A 22,024-nucleotide genomic window follows, 5' to 3' on the forward strand; every position below is an offset into this window, starting at 1 on the left:
GACTTTGACATGCAAGATTTGGTGATTCAAAGACCCGAGGGCTTGTATTGCCCGGCCGGTGATTTCTACATAGACCCGCACCGCAAGGTCGAGCGCGCTGTCATCACCCACGCGCATGCCGACCATGCGCGTACTGGACACGCTCATTACCTAGCGGCCACACCGTCCGAGGGTGTGCTGCGCGCGCGCTTGGGGCAGGGCGTAGCGCTACAGAGTCTGGACTACGGTGCGCAAATTAGTCACCACGGCGTTCGTGTGTCTTTGCACCCGGCCGGCCATGTGCTGGGCTCGGCTCAAGTGCGGCTTGAGCATCGCGGTCAAATTTGGGTGGTGAGCGGCGACTACAAGATAGCAGCTGACCCGACTTGTGCTGCATTTGAGTCGCAACGCTGCGATGTTTTCATCACTGAATCGACTTTTGGTCTACCGATTTACCGCTGGCAACCCGACGCCCAAGTGTTTGCTGGCATTAACGCTTGGTGGGCCGCTAACGCAGCGCAAAACCGCACCAGCGTTTTGCTCTGCTATAGCTTTGGCAAGGCGCAGCGGATTTTGAGCGGCGTCGATGCCTCAATAGCGCCCATCGTTGTGCATTGCGCGGTGCAAACTTTGAACCACGCCTACCGTGCCGCCGGTGTGAAGCTACCGGACACCCATTTGGCCAGCGGTAACCCGTCAGACATGAACCGCGCCTTGGTGTTATGTCCGCCGGGTGCGGCGGCGGGGCCGTGGCTAAAGCAGTTTGACCACCCCAGCATCGCCTTTGCCAGCGGCTGGATGCTGCTGCGCGGCGCTAAAAAGCGCGCCGGTTATGCGCAAGGTTTTGTGCTCAGCGATCATGCGGATTGGCCTGGTTTGATGACGGCAATTGAGGCCAGTGGCGCTAGCCGCATCATCGTCAACCACGGCAGTGTGCCAGTGCTGGTGCGCTATCTGAGTGAGCGCGGTCTAGACGCCCAAGCGTTTAAAAAAGAGGCCGGCGAGCGCGCCATGCATGACGAATCTGGGGACGCTGCTGGTCTTGGATTTTTTGATGCCGTCTCTGGTTCTGACTCGGGTGCTGCAGGCGATAGCCCAGAGGTCAAAGCATGAAGCTTTTCGCGCGCCTGTGTGAGGCGCTTGAAAGCCCGGCTAGCAGCGCCAAGCAGGCTGCGCTAGCCGACTACTTCGCCGCTGCTGAGCCCGCAGACGCGGCTTGGGCGGTTTATTTGTTAACCGGTGGCAAGCTGGGCAAACTGGTTGATTTGAAGTTGCTACGCGCGCTAGCTTGCCAGCAAGCGGGTATTGCCGACTGGCTGTTTGAGACTTGCTACCAGTCGGTCGGCGATTTGGCGGAAACCATTGCGCTGATTTTGCCGACTACGGCCTTTAGTTCTGAGTTGGCAGATGCGGGGCTGGCTTTTTGGATTCAAGCGCGTTTGCTGCCACTGCGCGGACTGCCGGATGCCGATGCAGCCAGCCGGCTCGCCAAAGACTGGCAAGCGCTGGACGTTCAAGGCCGCTGGCTGCTGCTCAAGCTCGCAAGCGGTGGCTTTCGCTGTGCTGCGAGTATTTTGGCGGTGCAACACGCGCTGGCGGCGCAGCACGGTCTTGATCCGGCTTTAATCGCCCAACGCATGCCGGCTTACCGGCAGGCTAAAAGTCTGCCGACGGCGGCGGCCTACTTGGAATTGGTTGCGCTGCCGGCATCCGTTCAAAACCCGGTTCACGCCGGTCAGCCCTATCCTTTCGCGACCAGCCACTCTTTGCCGATAGCGCAAGCTGTGCTGGCGCCGCAGTTGGATTTGAGCTTTGAGCCTGATTTAGGACTGGCACAACTTGGCCCGGTCAGCGATTGGCAGGCCGAATGGCAATATGCGGGATTGCGGGGCCAACTGGTTAAGCGCGGCGGTCAGGTCTGGCTGTGGTCAACCGGCGCGGCTTTAGTCAGCCAACATTTCCCTGAAATTATTGCGCTGGCCCATTGCCTACCTGATGGCACGGTATTGGATGGTGAGATATTGGCGTGGTCAGCAACACAAGACAAGCCAGCCAGCCGGCTATTGCTGCGCCAGCGTATGGGCCGTAAGACGCGAGGCAAAATCTCTGCCGAACCGGAGATGGTTTTTATGGCTTTTGACTTGCTTGAAGTCGCTGGTCGGGATTGGCGTCAGCAGTCCCAGCAAAGCCGCCGTCAGCAACTAGAGCAATTGCTGGTCGGCACGGCGATGCGTGTGTCTAAAGTACTGCCTGCCCATGACTGGGCTGGGCTGGATGCCATGCGCTGCGCTATTCGTGGGCGACCCCAAAACCAAGAAGAGGGCGAAAAAAGTGGCGAAGACGCATTGCTGGGCGTGAATGGGGTGAATGGTGTTGTGGGCGTTACCGGGCTAATCCTGAAAAATAAGCATATGGCCTACGCTACTGAGTCTTGGTGGCAGTGGCAGGCTCCGGCTATGTGCATCAATGGCGTGCTGGTTTATGCCCAAGCCAGCCAAGCCAGTCAATCCGGCGTTGGCTGCGACTACAGCTTTGCAGTCTGGAGCCGCGCGCCGCGTGACTCGGCTGAGGTGCAAAGTGTGCTTGACGCTATCACCCAAGGCCAGGCGCTGACCGGGCCGAATGCTTTGCAGCTACTGACGTTTACCAAGGTCAACACGGGCTTGAGCGCGACTGGCTTCAAGCAACTAGAACGCCTGATTCGCCAGACCACGGTCGCCAAGTTCGGCCCGGTACGCAGCCTTAGACCAAGCTTGGTTTGCGAGCTGGCTTTTGATTCTATTGATGCCAGTGCGCGCCACAAAAGCGGTGTTGTGCTGGAGGGCGCGCGGCTGCTGCGAATGCGACCTGAACTGGCGCTTTCACAGGCCGGACTATCCAGCGGTCTGACAGCGCTGTTAGAAGCGTCTGTAAGTCTTTCAAAAGTCCCTTGAGAGTTGCGGGGGAAGAATGTTATTGGGTCAGGCTGGTAATATCAGAAAATGCTTATGAAATCCGACACGCCCTTGCGTGAAACCACTGATGAAGGCGTTCCCGTATCTGTCAAGATTCGCGAACGCATCACCGCTTCTCGCAAGCGCTACAACGCCAATGACAACATTGCGCAATTCATTGAACCCGGAGAGCTCGATCACTTGCTCGACGAAGTCGAGGAAAAAATGAAAGGTGTATTGGCCAGCATGGTGATTGACACCGAAAATGACCACAACACCCAAAATACCGCGCGCCGGGTCGCCAAGATGTACCTGACAGAGGTCTTTAAAGGCCGTTACCTGCCAGTACCGGCGATTACCGAATTCCCGAATGCTGAGCATTTGAATGAGTTGATGATTGTTGGCCCCATCACCGTGCGCAGCGCCTGCTCACACCACTTTTGCCCGGTTATTGGCAAGATCTGGATTGGTGTGTTGCCTAATGAACACACGAATGTGATTGGTCTGTCTAAATACGCACGCCTAGCCGAATGGGTCATGGGTAGACCGCAGATTCAGGAAGAAGCGGTTGTGCAATTGGCCGACTTAATTCAAGATAAAACGTCTCCTGACGGTCTGGCCATCGTGATGGAAGCGAGTCACTTTTGCATGGGTTGGCGCGGTGTCAAGGACATGGAAAGCAAGATGATTAACTCCGTCATGCGCGGCGTGTTTCTTAAAGATCCCAATTTGCGGCGCGAATTCCTCGCGTTGCTGCCTAAAAACTCAAGCAACTGAAGAATTCATTATGTTAGTACGCCTTTTATACGCCAGCCGCCAGTCGGATCCGTCCACTTCGGCCACCGAGTCCATACTGTCCCAGTCGCGCAGCCACAACATGGCCAGCGGCATTACCGGCATTCTTTGCTACGGCGGCGACATCTTCTTGCAAGCCCTAGAAGGTGGACGCAAACAAGTGAGCGAGCTCTACGGCGTGATCCAAAAAGACCCGCGCCACAAGGACGTGGAACTACTGTTGTACGAGGAAATCACTGAGCGCCGCTTTGGCGGATGGACTATGGGCCAAGTCAATGTGGCCAAGCTCAATATGTCAGTGCTGCTCAAGTACTCCGAGACCCCTGAACTCAATCCGTATTCAGTGTCCGGCAAGGTCTCTCTGGCTTTACTGGAAGAGCTGATGGCGACCGCAGCCATCATTGGCCGCGCTTAAAAAGCCGGCTCTGGCCGGTCAGTCGCTGGCTAGTTTGCCGCCCACTGACAGGCCATCCCCAGACTTTTTATTGGGCTGTGATTTCTCCAGTAGCCCAACCCGCAGCAAACCCATAGTGCTGGCGCTGGGTCAGCAAAGCCAAGGCCGGGTACAGCTACAAAAACTGGAGTTTCTTCCGTCTCTACAAAGTTTCGAAGACTGGCTGGGCTTGCCGCAGCATTGGCTAGGCGCTTTTGATTTACCTTTTGGCTTGCCACGTGAACTGGTGCTTAATTTGGGCTGGCCCTCAGTCTGGGTTGAGCTCATCAAACATTACGAAAGCTTGAGCCGCGAAGAGATACGCAATGCTTTCGCCGGTTTTTGTGATGCCAGACCGGTAGGTGGAAAATTCGCCCATCGCGCCACCGATATTCCTGCAGGTTCTAGCCCTTCTATGAAATGGGTAAACCCGCCAGTTGCTTTTATGCTGCATGCCGGCGTGCCAAGGCTAGTCAAGATGGGCGTTCATTTACCCGGTCTTAAAGATGGTGATCTTCAGCGCGTCGCGCTAGAAGGTTATCCGGGTCTATTAGCCCGTGAGCTTATCGGCAGACGTTCTTACAAGAGCGATGACAAAGCCAAGCAAACGCCTGACCGCCTCATTGCCCGCAAGGACTTGATCACCGCTTTAGAGTATGGTCAAAGTCGTTTGGCGTTAAGGCTTAAGCTGACGCACGCTCAGCGCGATAGTTTGGTCGATGATGCCAAGGGCGATAGTTTGGATGCCGTGCTTTGTCTGATGCAAGCTGCTTGGGCAGAGCGCCAGCACCGGCAAGGAGCAAAGTGTTTTGGCCTACCCGCTGACGTCGATTCGCTTGAAGGCTGGGTCATTACAGCTTGAGATTCAAGGTTTTTACCAGTGCAGCGCAATGTCCTACGCACATGTCGGCGCTTGCTGACCATGGCTTACTTTGATAGCGGTTCCAATTAAAGATTAGGTCTAACGCAAGACCGGCTCTTTCAATTTTAAGCATTCAAGGAGTACTTCAATGAACAAAGATCAAGTGCAAGGTCGTGTTGACCAAGGGATAGGCAAACTCAAGGAGGCCGTTGGCAAGGCGGTTGGCAACGAAAGTCTGCGGGGCGAAGGCCTAGCCGATCAGGCTGAAGGTAAGCTCAAGTCTGGGCTGGCAGACACCAAGGAGTCCATTAAGGACAAAGCCAAAGATTTCATTGACAAACTTTGAGCAAGAGGCCCAGTTTTCGTTAGTTTTCTCGTATCACACCGTATTTTTTGAGGAAAATTTTCAATGCAATTGAAAACATCACGCCATCACCGTAACGCTTTGGCTTTGGCCGGCTCACTGTTAGCGCTAATGGCGCTGGGCGCATGCGGCAATCCTATTGATGACCAAGCTGTCGCTCGTCATACCGAGCAGGCTGCTAAGAAGGCCATTGACAAGAGCAAAGCGATGACCGAGCAGTCAATCGCTTATGCCAGTGGCCTCATGAGTAACGCGGCTCAAAAGGCGCAAGTAATGGGTGCTGAGGCCGCCATCGCAGCAGGCAAGGTAGTCGATGATGCCGTCATTACCACCATCATCAGTGCCGGCTTGGCCAAAGATGCGCAATTGAATAAAACCAAAATTGATGTCACGACTAGTGCTGGCGTTGTCACTTTGACAGGTTCATCGCCGAATGCCGAGCTGAAAAATAAAGCTGCCGAATTGGTTAAAAATACAATTGGTGTGAAGTCTGTTGACAATCAGTTGGTGCTTCAAAATAGTTAAAGCATAGCGGTGTGCTGACGAAAAAAAAGCGCTGTTTTTGACAGCGCTTTTTTTATGCTCAGCCGGCCTTAAGCGGGCTTCATGCAAACAGCGATTTAAGGACGGATAACAATGTTGTTCTGGATAGAACGAACATTTTTCACGCCGCGAGCAAGCATTTCTGCACGTTCTTTTTCGTTGCTGGATTTTGCAAAACCAGAAAGTTGCACCGTGCCATTGAGCGTTTCAACGCTGATAGCGTTCGCGCTAACCACGGTGTCTTGTACGAATTTAGCCTTCACGGTGGTGGTGATCGCTGCATCATCAACATATGCGCCAGCGGTTGATTGGCCGCGTTCGACGGCGCAACCGGCTGAAATAATGGTGATACCGGCAAGGGCTGCAAATGCAATAGCGCGTACGTATTTCATAATATTTCCTGATTAATTTTCTAACTTTTAGTGCGTGGGCCATTAAATGTTTGATCAGTGGCACTACACCAGTCAAACAGAAAAAATTAAGTCGTTGGTTTAATCAGTCTCTAGCGTGGCTTTTTTATGGTCACTAGTTTTTGGTATTGGCGTTTTCAGTCTGCTTGTTGCGTCGGATTATCTGCCGCATTAGTGTCCGACTGATTAGCTGTGGCGTTGTAAATACTTGAGGTCAATAGGGTCATGACTACGCTGGAGATATTCGATGAGCGCATCGCCGAGACCAGCAGTGCGCTTACAGAAACTAAACGCCAAGGTTTAATTAACACCGCTGCTGCGCCTACGCCAGCCGAGACAGCCAAGATTTTGAAGGGGTGTTCGGCCGCATAGATTTTGACCAACGGCTGAACCATGTCGTAAGCAATATTGGCCGGATGGTGATGCCACCAAACTTTGACGGTGTGCTTAAGAATGTCCCAATGACTTCTGCCTGAATTTGGCGCTTCGTAGGCATCATGTGCATCGTTGCTGTCATGGCTTTGCGGTCTGCCCAGGTCGTGGTTGCCGTTTTGCATATATCGAAGCATGGCTTGCCGGCTCAGTGCAAGCCGCTGTTGTGGGCTGATTTCTTGATGTTGCATAGTTAGCACTCAGGCGACTGAGCGCAAGGCAATCGCGTCGCTGGCGATCTGAGCTTTGAGGTCGGGAAAACGGTTTTGGCTGATTGGTTTTTTTGCGAACAAAAAGGCTGCGATGGCAAACACAAGTGCTAAGCCAGGCACTGCAATCAAGGCCCAGTGAAACTGTTGCAGCAGCATGCCCAGCATAAAGGCTATGCCTGCAAGGCTTATGAACACCATGATGGAAAGCACCGCTAACATCCAAGCCACGGCGCGCTGCATTAACTCCTGCCCTACCTCTGTCGCCTCTTCCTGAAACAGTGCGGCATAGGCCGCGACGTGATCGACGATTAAGTCAGGTCTCTGTATCAAGGTTGATACAAGTGGGTGCAGCATGGTTTTACCTTCGCTCTGATTTATCGTAATTAATGGCGTTTAAAGCGCATTAATGCTAACTGCGGTCAATTGAAATTGACGCGCAATTAGTAGCTGCTAAAAACTATTCGCAGCGCTTCATAGCGCTTCTTAGCGATTAGCGACGTTTACGACTTGCAGCAATCAGTAGCGCTACGCTGGCGCCGACTGCTGCGGCAATCAGCACAGAACGCAGCGGTTGCTCGGCAACATAGCGTGTGGTGGTTGCGGTGGCCCGGGAAAGAGACTGCTGTGCGCGTTCTTTGGCTTCAGACGCCATGTCTAGACTTTGGCGAGCCAAATGCTGAGCTTTCGAGGCGAGCATGTCAACGATGGGGTCTACCTGACCACGCAGTTCACGCACTTTATGCTCGGCTTTATCCAGTGCTACGTTGGCGTATTCGCGGGTGTTTTCCATGGCTTTTTCGGCGCCATGCAGCAAGTTTTCGGAGGCTTGGCGTACCGCTGGCATGCTGTCTTGGACGATTTTTGATGGATTGGTATTCATGGCTATTCCTTAAGTTGAGGTGGTTTAAAAGTTCAGAAGTGACGGGTCGAAGTGGCGTTTGTCTTAATGTTTCTTCATTAGACTAAACACAAAACCGACAATTGCTAAGACAGCAAATATAAAGAAAAGAATTTTTGCAATTTCGACTGCTCCGGCGGCTATGCCGCCAAAGCCAAAGAGCGCAGCAACTAAGGCGATGATAAAAAAAATAACTGAATAACGCAGCATCTTTAGCTCCTTAAGGGTTGGTTTTATGGCCCGGCCTGAGTTGGATTGCCTCCAAGACATCACACATATTCTAGACCCGCACATTGCGGAGGGTTCTCGGCTTTTACGCTGCGCCATTGTCAGCTCATCAGGTGAGCTTGTGTAGGAAATAGACGACAAATAGACGTGTCGTAATTGGAACATTACGACCAGTGTTGAATGAATAAATTGATAAACGCTGGTTGTTATGAGTGGTTTTTGGGCAGGACTGCGGAAATACACGTGCCCGCGTTTTGTGTGCTGCTGACTTTGAGCTTGCCGCCCGCTGCCTCCACACGGTGGCGCATGCCGTTTAAGCCATGACTGCCCGGACTGATGTCTTGTGGGTTGAAACCTTTGCCGTTGTCGCTAACTTCCACTGTGACCAGACTGCCGGTATTGAGTAGGCTAACTACTATTTCGCTGGCTTGCGCGTATTTGGTGATATTGGTTAAAGACTCTTGCACCAATCGGTAAACCGTGAGTTCGGCAGAGCTGCTTAGTTCGACGTTTTCGAGGTCTGTGGTGGTGGATAGGCCAGAGCTCTCCTCAAATTCGCGCGTCAAAATTTCCAACGAAGCCACCAATCCTAAATGCGACAGCGAGGACGGCCGCAGGTCTTCCACAATGCGGCGTTTGAGTGCTATGCCGCTATTAAGCGTACTGATTAAATGCGCAATACGCTCCGCCGCTTCTGGCAGGTTGTCGCCCAGTCTTGACTTGAGTCTGGCGACGTCAAGTTTGGCGGCGGTAAGTAGTGCGCCCAACTCGTCGTGCAACTCGCGAGCCAGATGGCCGCGTTCGTCTTCACGTACGTTTTGCAAGTGAGTGGCCAACTCTGCTAAGTTGGCGGTGCGCTCTCTAACTTGTAAATCGAGTTGGTCGCGTTCGCGCTTGAGCGACTCCTGCGCACGCACGCTGGTTTCGAACAATGCTTTGGTCTGCATGAGGTACATATAAAAAGCCAACAAGCCGCCCAGTGCTACCACCGCCACACCTAGGCGTGAAAACACCAAGGTTTTTTTGAATTGGATTTGCGCTGACTCCATTTTGTTTTGGTTGTTAGCGGCAATTGAGTCGGATTCTTGGCGTATGGATTGCATGTACTTCTTACCAACATCGGTGGTGAGAACAAATTTCCACACATCTTCATTGCCATCTTTTCGCATTCGCATACTCAAGTCCATTTCGGCCATTTTGCTGGCGATTTGGTTGGATAGAATGTTGAATTCAGCTCGCTGACTGGGGTAAGGCGCCAAGATTTGGCGCAGTTTTTCGAGCTGTTGGTTGATCTTGGCGGTAGACAACTGGTAGGGCATGAGATCGGCCGGGTCGCCCGTTAGTAAGTAACCGCGTTGACCCGATTCAGCGTCAAGAACCTGTTCTGTCAGCTTGTTAAGCAAGCTGCTTGTTTGCTGTGCCTCGTTGACGCTAGCGGCTGCATCCACTGATTGCTGAAAGCTGATTTCGTTGATGACGATAAGAGCGATTGCTACTAGCGCAGCCACTGGAAGGCTGATGACTAGTTTGGGAAGACTAAATTTCTTCATCACCTGCTCCGTTTGACACTTGTTTAATACTTGTTCAATTTATTTGTGAATAATAATGCACACATCATTAATTAAGATGACCGTTGAGGTCGTTAATGCTTGTTACATGTGCCTACTTTTCAGGCCAGTCAGATAGAAAGTTAGCAACATGATAAAAATCGGAATAGTTGATGATCACGCAATTGTGCGTTCGGGTTTGAGGCAATTTTTCTCGGATCAAGTTGATTTGCGCGTTGTGGGTGAAGCCGGTAGCGGGCGCGAGGCTATTGATTTAGTTCGCAACGTCGAGTTAGATATTTTGGTCATGGACCTGTCCATGCCCGGCCAAAGCGGCATAGACGCACTGGCCATGATACGTGCGAAGGCGCCTGACGTTGGCATATTAATTCTGAGTGGCTATCCAGAAGAGCACTACGCAGTGAACTTGATTCGTCAAGGTGCGAGTGGCTATCTGAACAAAGAGTGTGATCCGTCCGAAATCGTCGACGCGATTCGCGTGATTTCTTTGGGAAAGCGCTACATCACGGCATCAGTGGCTGAGTTGCTCGCCCAGCAGCTGAATCGTCCGCATGATGTTGCGGCCCACGAGCAATTGTCTGAGCGTGAGTTTTAGGTTTTCCTCAAGCTTGCCAAGGGCGAAACTGCGGGTGATATTGCTAAGGCTTTGTCCTTGAGCGTGAAGACGGTCAGTACTTACCGCACGCGAGTGATGGAAAAAATGAGTCTTGCTTCAAATAGCGATCTGACCTATTACGCACTTAAAAATAAGCTCATTGATTAATGAATTATTTGTTTGCGGCTGCAATCGATGCGCCGCAGACTGTCGTTATGGAGTGGCGCTTCTTTGTTGAATACAAAAATCTATCAGGCCTTCGATTTCATTGGATTTATCAAACACAGCATCCACACCCAGTTGAGCACAACGCTGGCGAATATCGGCGGTGGCGTAATTGCTAAGTACAACTACCTTTTGTTCGGGTTTGCGGTCGCGGCATGCCGCCAGTACACCTAAACCACTGCCTTGCTTTAAAAACAGGTCAATGATGGCCAGATTCCACTTGTTGCTACTGCTAGCCAGCCATGCACAGCCTTCGTTTTCAGTTTCGCAGGTGCCCACGGCCTCAATGTCCACTAGCTCTTCCAGAGTGGCAATCAAGTTTTCTCGAATCGTTGGATTGTCTTCGACAATATAGGTTTTTAATCTCACGGCAATGTCCAGAAAAAGGGCGAATTTTTTTAGCTAAAAATTAGTGCTCAGCAGCTAAAAATAATTATTAAGAATAAATATGAATATATCTTGTGATTGAGTCAAGTTGTGACAGCCGTACAACCCTCAAACTGTAGGAGCTCTCCTACGCAGCGAAAAATATCAGCTTATGCCTACATTTTCACAGGCAATTGACTGGTCATGGCAACCGGCCTGATCGGGCAAAGTAAGAATGCTTATTAATATTTGCACAATTCCTGTAGTGCGGAAATGAGCTATCAAACGAGTTTTTAAACGCATGATTAAATTTCGCTTTTTCAAGGCGCCGCGCTGGCTGATAGTTTCGCTGCTGTCTGCTCTTTCATTGCTGCTGGTGGTAGTGCTGACACTTTTGTTGTTCCCATGGGACCGACTGCGCGAGCCCCTTAACCGCTATGCCTCTGAGCAATTGGGTCGTCGCTTTGAAATTACGCGTCACCTCTCGGTCGACTTAGGCCGCAGCATCACTGTCAAGCTCGATGGTTTGGTCGTCGCCAACCCCGAGTGGGCGAAAAATCCATATTTGATCAAAGCTGAGTCTGCCGAATTCGAGATGCGCTTGTGGCCTTTGTTGCAAGGGCGTTTGGAGTTACCGCGTGTGCTGCTAACTCAGCCTGAAATAGGCTTGCAAATGCAAGCCGATGGAAGACGCACTTGGGCCTTGTCTAGCGATACCTCTGACGTCAGCGCAGTACCCAAGGTGGGCGCTTTGACTATTAGCCAGGGTTTGCTGACCTATATTGATTCGGCTAAAGGTGCGGACATCAGCGCCGAATTTTCACTCACGCCTGAGGACAACGCACTTTTACCACTACTTTATAAAGCAGACGGTAAATGGCATAACCAGCGTTTTAAAGCAACGGGTCGAAGCGGTGGTGTGCTGCAGCTGAGTCGAAATTTGCAGCAGCCATTTCCGCTAGAGATCAATGTCATTACCGCAAACACCCGACTTAAGGCCAAGGGCTCAGTCGCAAATTTAGCGGACTTCAGCGGGTTGATGACGTATTTTGAAATTGAAGGCCGTAACCTAGCTGAGCTTTATCAACTCAGCGGTGTGGTGCTGCCATCAACCCCCGCCTACAAACTCAAAGGCCAGCTGGTCAGACAAGGTAACCGCTGGACGGCGAGCCAAATCGATGGCTTGTTGGGGAGCTCCGATTTGTCGGGATCGCTTAGCTTTGATACCAGCGGATCGGTGGCGCGCTTGAGTGGCAAGCTGCAATCTAAATTGCTGGACTTTAGCGATCTAGCCCCCGTTGTTGGCTTGGCACCAAGCAAGACTAAGCCAAGTGCGACCAAGGGGAGCGTAAACACAAGGGCAGCTCCCGACCGATCCCAAGTCCGGGTGAGTCAGACCAAGCAAAACTCTGGCCGCAGGGTACTGCCCACCATCCCTTTAGACTTAGAGCGCCTCAAGGCTATGAATGCAGATGTGACCTATAACGCAGTAGCTATTCGTCACGTCAAACAGTTGCCTTTGGACAGCGGCACCGTGCATGTGCAACTGACTGACGGCGTGTTGCAACTCGATCCGCTGGCGCTGGGTGTCGCCGGCGGATTGCTCAGCGGGCGTATGACGATTGATGCGAACCAGACACCGGCAGTGTTTGATACCCACTTTGATGTGCGCGGACTCAAACTCAATCGATTGTTTCCAACACTCCAAAGCACCAAAAGCAGCTTGGGTAAAGTGACCGGTCAGATCAGTCTGGCGGGTAAGGGCAATACCGCCGCGTCTATGTTGGGATCAGCTTCTGGCAATTTGGCTTTGGTGGTGGGACGAGGTGAGTTGAGTAATATTTTGCTGGAGTTTATAGGCTTGGATGGCGGTGAAGTGATTAAGTTTTTGCTCAGGGGCGACCGCAATGTAATGCTGCGCTGCGCTGCCGTTGAGTTCTCGGTCAAGCAGGGCTTGATGACTAGCACCACGCTAATGCTCGACACGACAGATACCCTGATTACAGGCCGTGGCAGCGTCAATTTGGCGAATGAATCTCTGTATATGGTTTTTAATCCCGAACCCAAGGACGGTAGTATTTTGAGCCTGCGCTCGCCTCTTAAAATCGCTGGCAGTTTTGCTGCGCCAACAGTTGGCGTGGATAAGCTGGCGCTGGCCGGTCGCATTGGGTTGGCGATCGGGCTGGGTTTGATCAATCCGTTGTTGGCACTGGCTGCAACCGTAGAAACCGGGCCGGGTCAGGATGCCGATTGTCGGCAAGCCCTTAAAGCGGCGAGTAGGCAATAAGCGATCTATAGATGGACGTTAAACCGCTATTAATCTAAGTCACCATAAGTGCCTTGAGTCGCTCTAGGTCGTTACGCGTTTTGACGTTTCACTGTGTCCAGACCCGCACACCAAACAGTTCTGGTCTTTTGGGATTGTGAGTTCATTCCACGCCATATATCGGCCATCTAACATCAATAGTCGGCCAGTTAAAGGCTGGCCTACGTGGCACAGCAGTTTCAGTGCTTCTGCCGCTTGTACGCTGCCTATGATGCCCACTAGCGGCGCAAATACACCCATGCTGGCACAGCGCTCTTCAATAAATATTTCGGTTTGTGGAAACACGCAGGCGTAGCAAGGAGAGTCTGAGCGGCGCGGGTCATAGACTGAAACCTGACCGTCAAAGCGTATGGCTGCACCTGAGACTAAGGGCTTTCGATGCTTGACTGAGGCTTGGTTAATCAAGTGACGGGTGCTGAAGTTATCACTGCAGTCGAGCACCACATCGACTGTTGGCATGAGTTGGTCTAGTAGTGCGGCGTCGGCTCGCGAGGTCACGCAAACAACTTCAATGTCAGGATTTATGGCGGCGATTGCTTGGGCGATAGATTCGGCTTTAAGCTGGCCCACACCGGCGAGCTTGTGGGCAATTTGACGTTGCAAATTGGTCTCGTCAATCCGGTCATCGTCTATGACCGTAATACGGGCCACGCCGCTGCTGGCTAAGTACAGCGCTACCGGCGAGCCCAGTCCGCCGGCGCCAATGATGAGTGCATGTGATGCGAGCAGTTTTTGCTGACCTTCAATCCCCAACTCATCGAGAAGAATATGCCGCGAATAGCGCAGTAGTTGCGAGTCGTTCACGGCTTATCCGCGCCTATTGATTGCCACATTCAATTTTCTTTTTTCTCGTTCTTGTTTTCAATCAAGGTGCTTTTGCTAATCAGCACGGGTTTGCCCTTGAGCTGATTAATGGCCTGCATTAACGGGAAGTCTTTGTCGCTGCCGAGCTCTGGGGGACGACGTTGTTCCGGCGTTTTACGCGACTCAGCTTCTAGTCGCTTGAGGGCTTCATCGCGGGCTTTTTCACGGGCGACATTTTTAACTTCAGCGTCTTGACCGCTGCTTAGGTGGTTGCTGAGGTCGGCCTCGCGTGTGCGCAGCACAGCAAATGGGCTACCTTCTGCCGTTTCATCAACCCAAACATCGGGCACTATGCCTTTGGCCTGAATCGACTTGCCGCTAGGCGTGTAGTAGCGCGCTGTGGTCAGCTTGATCCCTGTGTCTGGACCTAGCGGACGCACGGTTTGCACCGAGCCTTTGCCAAACGTCTGGTTACCCATGATGGTGGCGCGATTGTGGTCTTGCAGTGCACCGGCGACGATCTCGCTAGCCGATGCCGAGCCTTCATTGACCAGCACCACGAGTGGCACAGTCTTGATCGCTGCGGGCAGGCGTTTGAGTGGATCTGCGCCACTGCGGCGTTGGTAAAACTCGGGCGAGGCTTTGTAGGTGAATTTACTTTCAGCTAATTGGCCATTGGTCGAGACCACCACCACATTTTCTGGCAAGAAAGCTGACGAGATTGCAACCGCGGCGTCAAGCAGACCGCCCGGATCATTGCGCAAATCAAGGACCAAGCCTTTGAGGTTGGGCTCTTGTTTGTAAATCGCTTCCATTTTGCTGGTGAAGTCTTCAACCGTACGGTCTTGGAATTGGCTCAAGCGAATCCAAGCGTAGCCGGGTTCAATGACTTTGCTGCGCACAGATTGGGTACGAATTTCTTCGCGGATTATGGAGACCGGAAAGGTACGACTCTCATCTTTTCTAAAGATCGTGAGCACCACTTTGCTCTTGGGTTCACCGCGCATTTTTTTGACCGCATCGTTGAGCGACAAACCTTTAACCGCGGTGTCGTCAATTTTTGTGATCAAGTCATTCGGCTTGAGACCCGCGCGATCAGCTGGCGAGCCTTCGATAGGAGAGACTACTTTGACCAAGCCGTCTTCTTGCGTGATCTCTATGCCCACGCCGACGAATCGGCCGCTAGTGCCTTCACGAAATTCTTTGAAAGACTTTTTGTCAAAATAAACCGAATGCGGGTCTAGGCTGGAGACCATGCCGGAGATAGCGTCGGTGATGAGTTTTTTCTCGTCCACTGGTTCTACATAATCAGTTTTGATCATGCCGAAAACCGCAGCGAGCTGCTGCAATTCTTCTAGCGGCAAGGGTGTCATCGCGCCGCGTGCGACGGCTTGCAATTGCACCGTGGTCAGTGCGCCTGAGATGACACCAATAGAAATCCAGCCTGCGATCTTGAGCTTTTGACCCATAAGAAATACCTTAAAAAAACCTTGCTAAGCCGCTTGCAGGAGCCGTGCGCTCCTCAACATCGAAGAAATATACACCTAGGACAAAGACCTCACTCTAGAGTTCCACAGGCTTGGCGCAGTGACTACGCAAAAGCCGGTAAATCTGTCTAGATATGTCTTTTTACAGCTGCTTTTACCGCAGCTTTACTTTTTTCATTTACCCGATGACCGGCTTGCCGCGTCAATTGTCTTTTCTCAAGCCTTGCCTTGCGCGCTAACCGCCGCTTCGGCCAATGCTATGGCTTGGCTGTCGCCTAAATAATAGTGGCGCAGAGGTTTTAGTTGCTCGTCAAGTTCATAGACTAAGGGTATGCCGTTTGGAATATTCAGGTTGACGATGTCTTCATCTGAGACCTGATCCAAATATTTAATAAGTGCACGTATTGAATTGCCGTGGGCAGCGACGACGATGCGTTTGCCCGCTTTAATTGCCGGTGCCATCGCCTCGTTCCAAAATGGCATCACGCGTTCAACCGTGTCCTTAAGACACTCGGTCAGCGGTACTTGGCCTGGCTTGAGTCTGGCGTAGCGGGGATTTTGAACTTCGATGTCGGCGCTGGCTTGGTCTAGGGGCGGCGGCGGGGTGTCGTAGCTGCGGCGCCAAACCAGAACTTGTGCATCGCCAAATTTTTTCGCTGTCTCGCCTTTGTTGAGGCCTTGCAAACCGCCGTAATGGCGCTCATTGAGGCGCCAGTTGTGCACTACCGGCAACCAGCTGCGGTCCATCTCGTCGAGCACATGCCACAGCGTTCGGGTGGCGCGCTTGAGAACGCTGGTGTAGGCAACATCAAAGTCATAACCTTGGTTTTTGAGTAGCTTGCCGGCATTTTTTGCCTGATTTACACCGGTCTCAGTGAGATCAACATCGACCCAACCAGTGAAGCGGTTTTCAAGATTCCAGGTCGATTCGCCATGGCGAATCAATACAAGTTTGTACATGGGTGAGGTATGCCCTTGAGTAGGGTTAAAAGAGTAAAAGACAAGATTAAAACACTGCGCTGGTAAATCAAGCGACGCCTCCATTCTAAAATCAGTTGTTTAGTGACAATCAATTCAAAGGTTTAAAGTGAAATTTCTGATCGATAACTGGATGCTTCTCTCAATAGCTCTGGCTTCTGGCGCCATGTTGCTCTGGCCTCTGTTGTCTAGCAGCCTTAACGCCGGCGCCTTGAGCGCTGGTGCTGCGGTGCAACTGATTAACCGTGAACGCGCAGTCGTGATCGATGTTAGCGAGCCTAGCGAATTTGCCGCTGGCCGAGTGGGTGGCTCTAAAAATGTACCGCTTGAGCAGTTCGAAGACAAACTACCTGCAGTGGTTAAAAACAAGGCTCTGCCTTTAATTTTGGTTTGCACCTCTGGCATACGTTCCAAACGCGCGCTGGCCATGGCTAAGAAACTCGGCTACGAGCAAGCTCAAGTGCTTGGTGGCGGACTGAAAGCATGGAAAGAGGCTAACCTACCACTTGATAAAGCCTAACACTTGCAGGCGCGGCTTGGAGATTTCCTCCTAGGCCGTTCGCTAGACACGGCAATTGCACACAATTACCAGCACCCAAACTTTTTAATTTCCTTAATTTCTTTGGCTTTTTTTGTGGCAAATCTGCAGGGCATCATGGCAAATTAGGATCAGAGTAATTTATGCAAACAGTCAAGATCTACACCACGGGCAGCTGCCCCTACTGCGTTCACGCCAAGCAGTTGCTCACGCAACGCGGCATTCAATTCGATGAGGTGCGGGTCGACTCACAACCTAGCGAGCGTCAGGTCATGATGGATTTATCCGGCCGCCGCTCGGTGCCGCAAATTTTCATCGGTAAAAACCACGTGGGTGGCTGCGACGATTTAGTCGCACTCGACGGCAGCGGCGGCTTAATGCCCATGCTCAACGCTGTTTAATACAGCCTTTTTTCAGCGGCCTAATTTAATCGCCCGCTCTTGCGAGCCTGAAACCAGTCATTCGGGGCTGTAATAATGCACCGTGTGCCGGGCTTTTCTCTTGGCCTTGCAAGCAATCAAAAACACAAACTGAAAGTATCCTATGGCTGAAGCTAATCTTGACCCCGTATTCCAAATTCAGCGCGTCTACCTCAAAGATTTGTCGCTAGAGCAGCCTAATTCCCCTGAAATCTTGCTCAATCAAGAGCAGCCAGCCGTTGATATTCAACTCGGCGTCGAAGCCGCCCCAGTCGCTGACGGCTTGTTCGAAGTTACCGTGACCGCCACCGTTCACGCAAAAATCGGTGAGAAGACAGTCTTCATGGTTGAAGCCAAACAAGCCGGTATTTTTGAAATTCGCAATCTGCCTTCCGAGCAAATGGGCGCTGTGATGGGTATTGCTTGCCCGCAAATCGTCTATCCCTACCTGCGCGGCAATGTTGCCGATATCGTTCAGCGCGGTGGTTTTCCGCCCGTGCATTTGGCCGAAATCAACTTCCAAGCCATGTACGACCAGCAGCAAGCTGAAGCCGCCGCAGCTAGCGACGCTGCGCCACAAATCCTTGTGTAATTCACGGGCCATGCCCGTATGAAAATTATTGTTCTTGGCGCCGGTGCTTGGGGTACGGCTCTCGCGCTGAGCGTGAGTGACAGACATCAAGTCACGCTCTGGGCGCGCAGCGCTGAACAACTCGCTGCGCTGCGCGCTGATCGCAGCAATTTGCGTTATCTGCCAGGCCCAGCGCTGCCGGCTGAGCTCAGGCTCAGTGGTGGGCCGTCTGAGCCTATTGCTGAGGCGATTGCTGGTCAGGACTTAATCGTCATGGCTACGCCGCTGTCTGCTGCGCGCAGCATGCTGCACAGCCTCAGAGACGCGACTGTGCCAGTTGCTTGGCTTAGCAAAGGCTTTGAGGCGCCGGTATCAAACATTCCCAACGCCAGACCTTTTGGTTTGATGGTGCATGAAATTCTCGCTCAGGTAGCGCCTAACTTACGCGCTGGCGTGCTCAGTGGACCTAGTTTTGCACTTGAAGTCGCACGTGGCCAGCCGACGGCTTTGGTGGCTGCCAGTGATTCCGCCGAAGTGCGCGATGCGCTGGTCAGCGCCTTTCACGGTCCCAATCTACGTGTCTACGCCAACGACGACATTATTGGTGCTGAAGTCGGTGGCGCGGTTAAAAACGTGCTGGCGATTGCTACCGGTTTATGCGATGGACTCCATCTTGGCTTGAACGCCAGAGCGGCGCTGATCACGCGTGGTTTGGCCGAAATGATGCGTTTGGGCGTGGCGCTTGGCGCCAGAGCTGAAACCTTCACGGGTTTGTCAGGCCTAGGCGACTTGGTGTTAACGGCAACCGGTGACTTAAGCCGCAACCGCAAGGTTGGATTGCAGTTGGCAGAGGGCAAGACGCTGGCCCAAGCGATCGAGTCGCTGGGTCATGTCGCGGAAGGTGTTTATTGCGCCCATACAGTGGTGCAACGTGCACGGCTGTTGGATTTAGATATGCCAATTTCCGAGGCCGTGGTTGAGCTGCTAGAAGGACGTGTTTCTGCGCATGACGTTGTGAGTTTGCTGATGGAGCGAGAGCCCAAAAACGAGATGGTCTAAGGGGTTTTGAGCCCGCATAACGCAGACGGCTAGTAACCGTTTGCGCTGTCGTTTAGACGTTTTTAAAACTCTAAATTGTCAATCAATCGGGTATTGCCTAACTTTGCTGCGCCCAGCACTACCAGTGGCTCTTGTGCCATCGGTGCTTGAGGCGCTAGCAAATCCGTACGACGCCGCACGGTGAGGTAGTCGGGTTTCCAGCCGCGTCTGGCCAAGGCCTGCATGGCTTGGGCTTCTAGCGCGGGTAGGTCGGGCGAGTCGCTGGCTCTAGCCGCTTGGCTCAGTGCGCGCAGGGCAATCGAGAGTTGCGCGGCTTCTTCGCGCTCGGCTTGGCTGAGGTAGCTGTTGCGCGACGATAAGGCTAAACCATCGCTGGCGCGCTGGGTCTCGCCAGCAAGGACTTCAATCGGCAGTGCAAACTGCGCAATCATGCGGCGCACCACCAGCACCTGTTGGTAATCTTTTTTACCAAAAGCGGCCACGCCGCCTGGCATACCGGCGAAGACGCAGGAAAAAAGTTTTAGCACAACAGTACTCACGCCTATGAAAAAGCCGGGTCTGAAATGGCCTTCAAGAATGTCACTCAAGTCTGTGGCTGGATGCACTTTATAAGTCTGAGGCTCTGGGTAAAGCTCTTTTTCGCGCGGCGCAAACAGTACGTTGCAACCGGCTTCCTCTAGTCTTTGGGCGTCTGCATCCAGTGTGCGTGGATAGCTGTCGAAATCTTCATTTGGCGCGAACTGCAGACGGTTCACAAAAATGCTGGACACCGTCACATCACCTAGCGGTTTAGCCTGTTTGACCAGCGCAATATGGCCATCATGCAAGTTTCCCATTGTGGGTACAAACGCGGGACGTTCAAAGCCCGCCAGATGCGCACGCAGCTCAGCGATGGTGTGGACTATATGCATTCATTTACCTTGAAAAATTGTTTCTTGTGTCCGCTGTGTAGAGCGCTAGGGGTGAGGCTTGCTGTCAAAAACCAAGCTGAATTATCAGGCGTAATTTTTTTGTTGAAAATCACCACTAAAACATTAGCCGTTGCGGCTTACCAAGCATGGGCTGCGTTATTCGGAAAGCTGCCGTTTTTAACCGCTGCAACATAGGCCTGCATGGCGCCACTGATGCTGCCGGAGTCCTGCATAAAGTTATGCACAAACTTTGGCATTTTGCCTAAGTTCATGCCCAACATGTCATGCAGCACCAACACCTGACCGGCCGTGCCATTGCCCGCGCCTATGCCTATCGTGGGGCAGTGATCTAGCTCTTGGGTAAGGGCTGCTGATAGATCTGCTGGCACCATTTCTAGCACCAGCATGGAGGCTCCGGCGTCTTGCAACGCGGCCGCTTGGCGCTTGAGTAAGCTGGCTGACTCATTGGTTTTGCCTTGTACTCTGTAGCCGCCCAAGGCGTGCACGGTTTGCGGCGTCAGGCCCAAGTGGGCGCAGACGGGAATGCCACGTTCGACCAAAAAGCGTACCGTCTCTTCGGTCCATCCACCGCCTTCAAGTTTGACCATGTGAGCCCCAGCCTGCATCAGCACTACGGCGCTGCGCAAAGCCTGCTCTTTTGATTCGTGATAGCTGCCAAAGGGTAAGTCGCCAATCAGCCAAGCCGTGCCGTTTGCGCGGCGCAAACCGTTGGCAACGCACTCAGTGTGGTGGCGCATGGTTTCTAAGCTCACGCCTACTGTGCTGCTCAGGCCTTGGCAGACCATGCCGAGGGAGTCGCCAACCAACAGACACTCAACGCCAGCTGCATCGGCAACCGCTGCAAAAGTCGCGTCATAGGCGGTGAGCATGGTGATTTTTTCGGCTTGCTTATGCATCTCGCGCAGCCGCGGCAGGCTAATTGGTTTGCGCGAAATCTGTGCGTTTGCGTTTGGTTGGCTGCCGTAGGGTGCTACTGAAACTGACGTATTTTGCGAGGATGGGGTGTTTTCTGGTGCGATGCTGGACGTTGAGGTCATAGTGCTCCGATGCAAAAAGTTAGGCGAAATCTAAACAAATTAGGCACGTATTTTTGGCCAATTGTGAGATGTCGATGATTTACTTGTGCTCAAGATGTAAGTGTCAAAGAGCTTAGCCGCAGTGTATTGCGCCAAGCTAAGTGCAATGCCTTTAAGACTCAGTGATCTGACTTGGGGGCTCTGAAAATGTTGTTGGCGTGTAGGCCAAGCGCACGTAAATAGGTGCAAAGGCTTCGGCTTGGGTCACGTCGAGCAAGCCTTCTTTAGACAGCTCTAGCAGCGCGATAAAGGTCACCACCAGCACCGGCATGCCGCGCGAAGTGTCAAACAGTTGTTCAAATTCAAGAAACTTTCGGCCTTGCAGTTTGCGCAGCACTATGCTCATGTGCTCGCGCACCGAGAGCTCTTCGCGCGAGATCACGTGGTGCTGAACTAGCTTGGCGCGCTTGATGATGTCGCTCCAAGCTTGCTGCAAGTCACCGACCCCAACGTCGGGAAAACGCGGCTGCAGCGCTTGCTCAATATGCACTTGGGCGCGCAGAAAGTCGCGGCCAAATTGCGGGATTTGATTCAGTTTTTGCGAGGCTAGTTTGATTTGCTCGTATTCCAGCAACCGGCGCACCAGCTCGGCACGCGGGTCTTCCGCCTCTTCGCCTTCAGCGACTTTTTTGGGCGGCAGCAGCATGCGCGACTTGATCTCAATGAGCATGGCGGCCATGAGCAAATATTCGGCGGCTAGCTCTAAATTTGTGCTGCGAATTTCCTCAACATAGCTGAGGTATTGGCGCGTCATCGCGGCCATGGGAATGTCGAGAATATTGAAGTTTTGCTTGCGTATCAGGTAGAGCAACAAGTCCAGTGGGCCTTCAAAGGCCTCTAGAAAAATTTGTAGCGCGTCCGGCGGAATGTAGAGATCGCGCGGCATGGCAAACAGTGGCTCGCCATACAGCCTGGCTAATGCGACTTGGTCGACCACCACTGGCATGCCCAGCTCAGCGCCGGCTTGCAGTTGGTCCGTCAGGGCCGGGGA

General features: G+C 52.6%; 25 protein-coding genes and 1 pseudogene. 13 read left to right on the top strand and 13 right to left on the bottom strand.

Annotated elements, in window-relative coordinates:
* Positions 1 to 9: 9 nt before the first annotated feature.
* The 7 genes from HC248_RS02760 to HC248_RS02790 all read left to right on the top strand — a co-directional run bounded on the left by HC248_RS02760 (position 10) and on the right by HC248_RS02790 (position 5,891).
* A complete protein-coding gene (locus tag HC248_RS02760; RefSeq protein WP_168921165.1) occupies positions 10 to 1,092 on the top strand; it encodes a ligase-associated DNA damage response exonuclease in 1,083 nt (360 codons plus the stop codon).
* Positions 1,089 to 2,912, top strand: a complete 1,824-nt coding sequence (locus HC248_RS02765; RefSeq protein WP_168921166.1) for an ATP-dependent DNA ligase — start codon at positions 1,089 to 1,091, stop codon at positions 2,910 to 2,912. The genes HC248_RS02760 and HC248_RS02765 overlap by 4 nt, the downstream gene beginning before the upstream one ends.
* A gap of 48 nt (positions 2,913 to 2,960) precedes the next feature.
* Complete coding sequence (folE, locus tag HC248_RS02770) at positions 2,961 to 3,689, top strand: GTP cyclohydrolase I (protein WP_168921167.1); 729 nt, start codon at positions 2,961 to 2,963, stop codon at positions 3,687 to 3,689.
* A gap of 10 nt (positions 3,690 to 3,699) precedes the next feature.
* The gene (locus tag HC248_RS02775; RefSeq protein WP_168921168.1) at positions 3,700 to 4,122 is read left to right on the top strand and encodes a BLUF domain-containing protein; all 423 of its coding nucleotides are present in this window, start codon (positions 3,700 to 3,702) and stop codon (positions 4,120 to 4,122) included.
* Between the two features lie 34 nt (positions 4,123 to 4,156).
* Positions 4,157 to 5,002: a DUF429 domain-containing protein gene (locus HC248_RS02780; RefSeq protein WP_168923632.1), complete on the top strand. Its 846-nt coding sequence runs from the start codon at positions 4,157 to 4,159 to the stop codon at positions 5,000 to 5,002.
* Positions 5,003 to 5,150: 148 nt separating this feature from the next.
* Positions 5,151 to 5,348 (top strand): CsbD family protein, encoded by a 198-nt coding sequence (locus tag HC248_RS02785; protein WP_168921169.1) that lies wholly within the window; start codon positions 5,151 to 5,153, stop codon positions 5,346 to 5,348.
* A 63-nt stretch (positions 5,349 to 5,411) separates the two neighbouring features.
* Positions 5,412 to 5,891, top strand: a complete 480-nt coding sequence (locus HC248_RS02790; protein ID WP_168921170.1) for a BON domain-containing protein — start codon at positions 5,412 to 5,414, stop codon at positions 5,889 to 5,891.
* 95 nt (positions 5,892 to 5,986) lie between these two features.
* Here HC248_RS02790 and HC248_RS02795 read toward each other — a convergent pair whose 3' ends face one another.
* The 6 genes from HC248_RS02795 to HC248_RS02820 all read right to left on the bottom strand — a co-directional run bounded on the left by HC248_RS02795 (position 5,987) and on the right by HC248_RS02820 (position 9,639).
* Positions 5,987 to 6,301 carry a BON domain-containing protein gene (locus tag HC248_RS02795; protein ID WP_168921171.1) on the bottom strand — a complete coding sequence of 105 codons (315 nt, stop codon included), beginning with the start codon at positions 6,299 to 6,301 and terminating at the stop codon, positions 5,987 to 5,989.
* Positions 6,302 to 6,456: 155 nt separating this feature from the next.
* The gene (locus tag HC248_RS02800; RefSeq protein ID WP_168921172.1) at positions 6,457 to 6,942 is read right to left on the bottom strand and encodes a hypothetical protein; all 486 of its coding nucleotides are present in this window, start codon (positions 6,940 to 6,942) and stop codon (positions 6,457 to 6,459) included.
* A gap of 9 nt (positions 6,943 to 6,951) precedes the next feature.
* Positions 6,952 to 7,317 carry a hypothetical protein gene (locus HC248_RS02805; protein ID WP_168921173.1) on the bottom strand — a complete coding sequence of 122 codons (366 nt, stop codon included), beginning with the start codon at positions 7,315 to 7,317 and terminating at the stop codon, positions 6,952 to 6,954.
* Between the two features lie 136 nt (positions 7,318 to 7,453).
* A complete protein-coding gene (locus HC248_RS02810; RefSeq protein WP_168921174.1) occupies positions 7,454 to 7,843 on the bottom strand; it encodes a DUF883 C-terminal domain-containing protein in 390 nt (129 codons plus the stop codon).
* Positions 7,844 to 7,906: 63 nt separating this feature from the next.
* Positions 7,907 to 8,071: a DUF1328 domain-containing protein gene (locus tag HC248_RS02815; protein ID WP_168921175.1), complete on the bottom strand. Its 165-nt coding sequence runs from the start codon at positions 8,069 to 8,071 to the stop codon at positions 7,907 to 7,909.
* Between the two features lie 224 nt (positions 8,072 to 8,295).
* On the bottom strand, positions 8,296 to 9,639 hold the full coding sequence (locus HC248_RS02820) for a sensor histidine kinase (protein WP_168921176.1): 1,344 nt from the start codon (positions 9,637 to 9,639) through the stop codon (positions 8,296 to 8,298).
* 148 nt (positions 9,640 to 9,787) lie between these two features.
* Here HC248_RS02820 and HC248_RS02825 point away from each other — a divergent pair.
* Positions 9,788 to 10,420 (top strand): annotated as a pseudogene (locus HC248_RS02825) (response regulator).
* Between the two features lie 45 nt (positions 10,421 to 10,465).
* On the opposite strand, the gene HC248_RS02830 reads toward HC248_RS02825, so the two are convergent.
* Entirely contained in the window at positions 10,466 to 10,846 is a 381-nt protein-coding gene (locus HC248_RS02830) for a response regulator transcription factor (RefSeq protein WP_168921177.1), read from the bottom strand.
* 298 nt (positions 10,847 to 11,144) lie between these two features.
* Here HC248_RS02830 and HC248_RS02835 point away from each other — a divergent pair, with 298 nt between their 5' ends.
* Positions 11,145 to 13,130 (top strand): AsmA family protein, encoded by a 1,986-nt coding sequence (locus HC248_RS02835; protein ID WP_168921178.1) that lies wholly within the window; start codon positions 11,145 to 11,147, stop codon positions 13,128 to 13,130.
* A gap of 63 nt (positions 13,131 to 13,193) precedes the next feature.
* Here HC248_RS02835 and HC248_RS02840 read toward each other — a convergent pair whose 3' ends face one another.
* From HC248_RS02840 to gpmA, 3 genes are all read right to left on the bottom strand, one after another.
* Positions 13,194 to 13,973 carry a HesA/MoeB/ThiF family protein gene (locus HC248_RS02840; RefSeq protein WP_168921179.1) on the bottom strand — a complete coding sequence of 260 codons (780 nt, stop codon included), beginning with the start codon at positions 13,971 to 13,973 and terminating at the stop codon, positions 13,194 to 13,196.
* A 29-nt stretch (positions 13,974 to 14,002) separates the two neighbouring features.
* Positions 14,003 to 15,442 (bottom strand): S41 family peptidase, encoded by a 1,440-nt coding sequence (locus HC248_RS02845; protein WP_168921180.1) that lies wholly within the window; start codon positions 15,440 to 15,442, stop codon positions 14,003 to 14,005.
* A gap of 234 nt (positions 15,443 to 15,676) precedes the next feature.
* The gene (gene gpmA / locus HC248_RS02850) at positions 15,677 to 16,420 is read right to left on the bottom strand and encodes a 2,3-diphosphoglycerate-dependent phosphoglycerate mutase (protein WP_168921181.1); all 744 of its coding nucleotides are present in this window, start codon (positions 16,418 to 16,420) and stop codon (positions 15,677 to 15,679) included.
* Positions 16,421 to 16,547: 127 nt separating this feature from the next.
* Here gpmA and HC248_RS02855 point away from each other — a divergent pair, with 127 nt between their 5' ends.
* The 4 genes from HC248_RS02855 to HC248_RS02870 all read left to right on the top strand — a co-directional run bounded on the left by HC248_RS02855 (position 16,548) and on the right by HC248_RS02870 (position 19,025).
* The gene (locus HC248_RS02855) at positions 16,548 to 16,958 is read left to right on the top strand and encodes a rhodanese-like domain-containing protein (protein ID WP_168921182.1); all 411 of its coding nucleotides are present in this window, start codon (positions 16,548 to 16,550) and stop codon (positions 16,956 to 16,958) included.
* Positions 16,959 to 17,119: 161 nt separating this feature from the next.
* Positions 17,120 to 17,377: a glutaredoxin 3 gene (grxC, locus tag HC248_RS02860; protein ID WP_168921183.1), complete on the top strand. Its 258-nt coding sequence runs from the start codon at positions 17,120 to 17,122 to the stop codon at positions 17,375 to 17,377.
* A gap of 142 nt (positions 17,378 to 17,519) precedes the next feature.
* On the top strand, positions 17,520 to 17,987 hold the full coding sequence (gene secB, locus HC248_RS02865; RefSeq protein WP_168921184.1) for a protein-export chaperone SecB: 468 nt from the start codon (positions 17,520 to 17,522) through the stop codon (positions 17,985 to 17,987).
* An 18-nt stretch (positions 17,988 to 18,005) separates the two neighbouring features.
* Positions 18,006 to 19,025 (top strand): NAD(P)H-dependent glycerol-3-phosphate dehydrogenase, encoded by a 1,020-nt coding sequence (locus HC248_RS02870; RefSeq protein WP_168921185.1) that lies wholly within the window; start codon positions 18,006 to 18,008, stop codon positions 19,023 to 19,025.
* A 62-nt stretch (positions 19,026 to 19,087) separates the two neighbouring features.
* Here HC248_RS02870 and panC read toward each other — a convergent pair whose 3' ends face one another.
* From panC to HC248_RS02885, 3 genes are all read right to left on the bottom strand, one after another.
* Entirely contained in the window at positions 19,088 to 19,936 is an 849-nt protein-coding gene (panC, locus tag HC248_RS02875; protein ID WP_168921186.1) for a pantoate--beta-alanine ligase, read from the bottom strand.
* Positions 19,937 to 20,073: 137 nt separating this feature from the next.
* Entirely contained in the window at positions 20,074 to 20,994 is a 921-nt protein-coding gene (gene panB / locus HC248_RS02880) for a 3-methyl-2-oxobutanoate hydroxymethyltransferase (protein ID WP_168921187.1), read from the bottom strand.
* Positions 20,995 to 21,145: 151 nt separating this feature from the next.
* A complete protein-coding gene (locus tag HC248_RS02885; protein ID WP_238342778.1) occupies positions 21,146 to 21,979 on the bottom strand; it encodes a segregation and condensation protein A in 834 nt (277 codons plus the stop codon).
* Between the last annotated feature and the right edge of the window lie 45 nt (positions 21,980 to 22,024).

Origin of the sequence: Polaromonas vacuolata (assembly GCF_012584515.1) — a bacterium.
Classification (GTDB): domain Bacteria; phylum Pseudomonadota; class Gammaproteobacteria; order Burkholderiales; family Burkholderiaceae_C; genus Polaromonas; species Polaromonas vacuolata.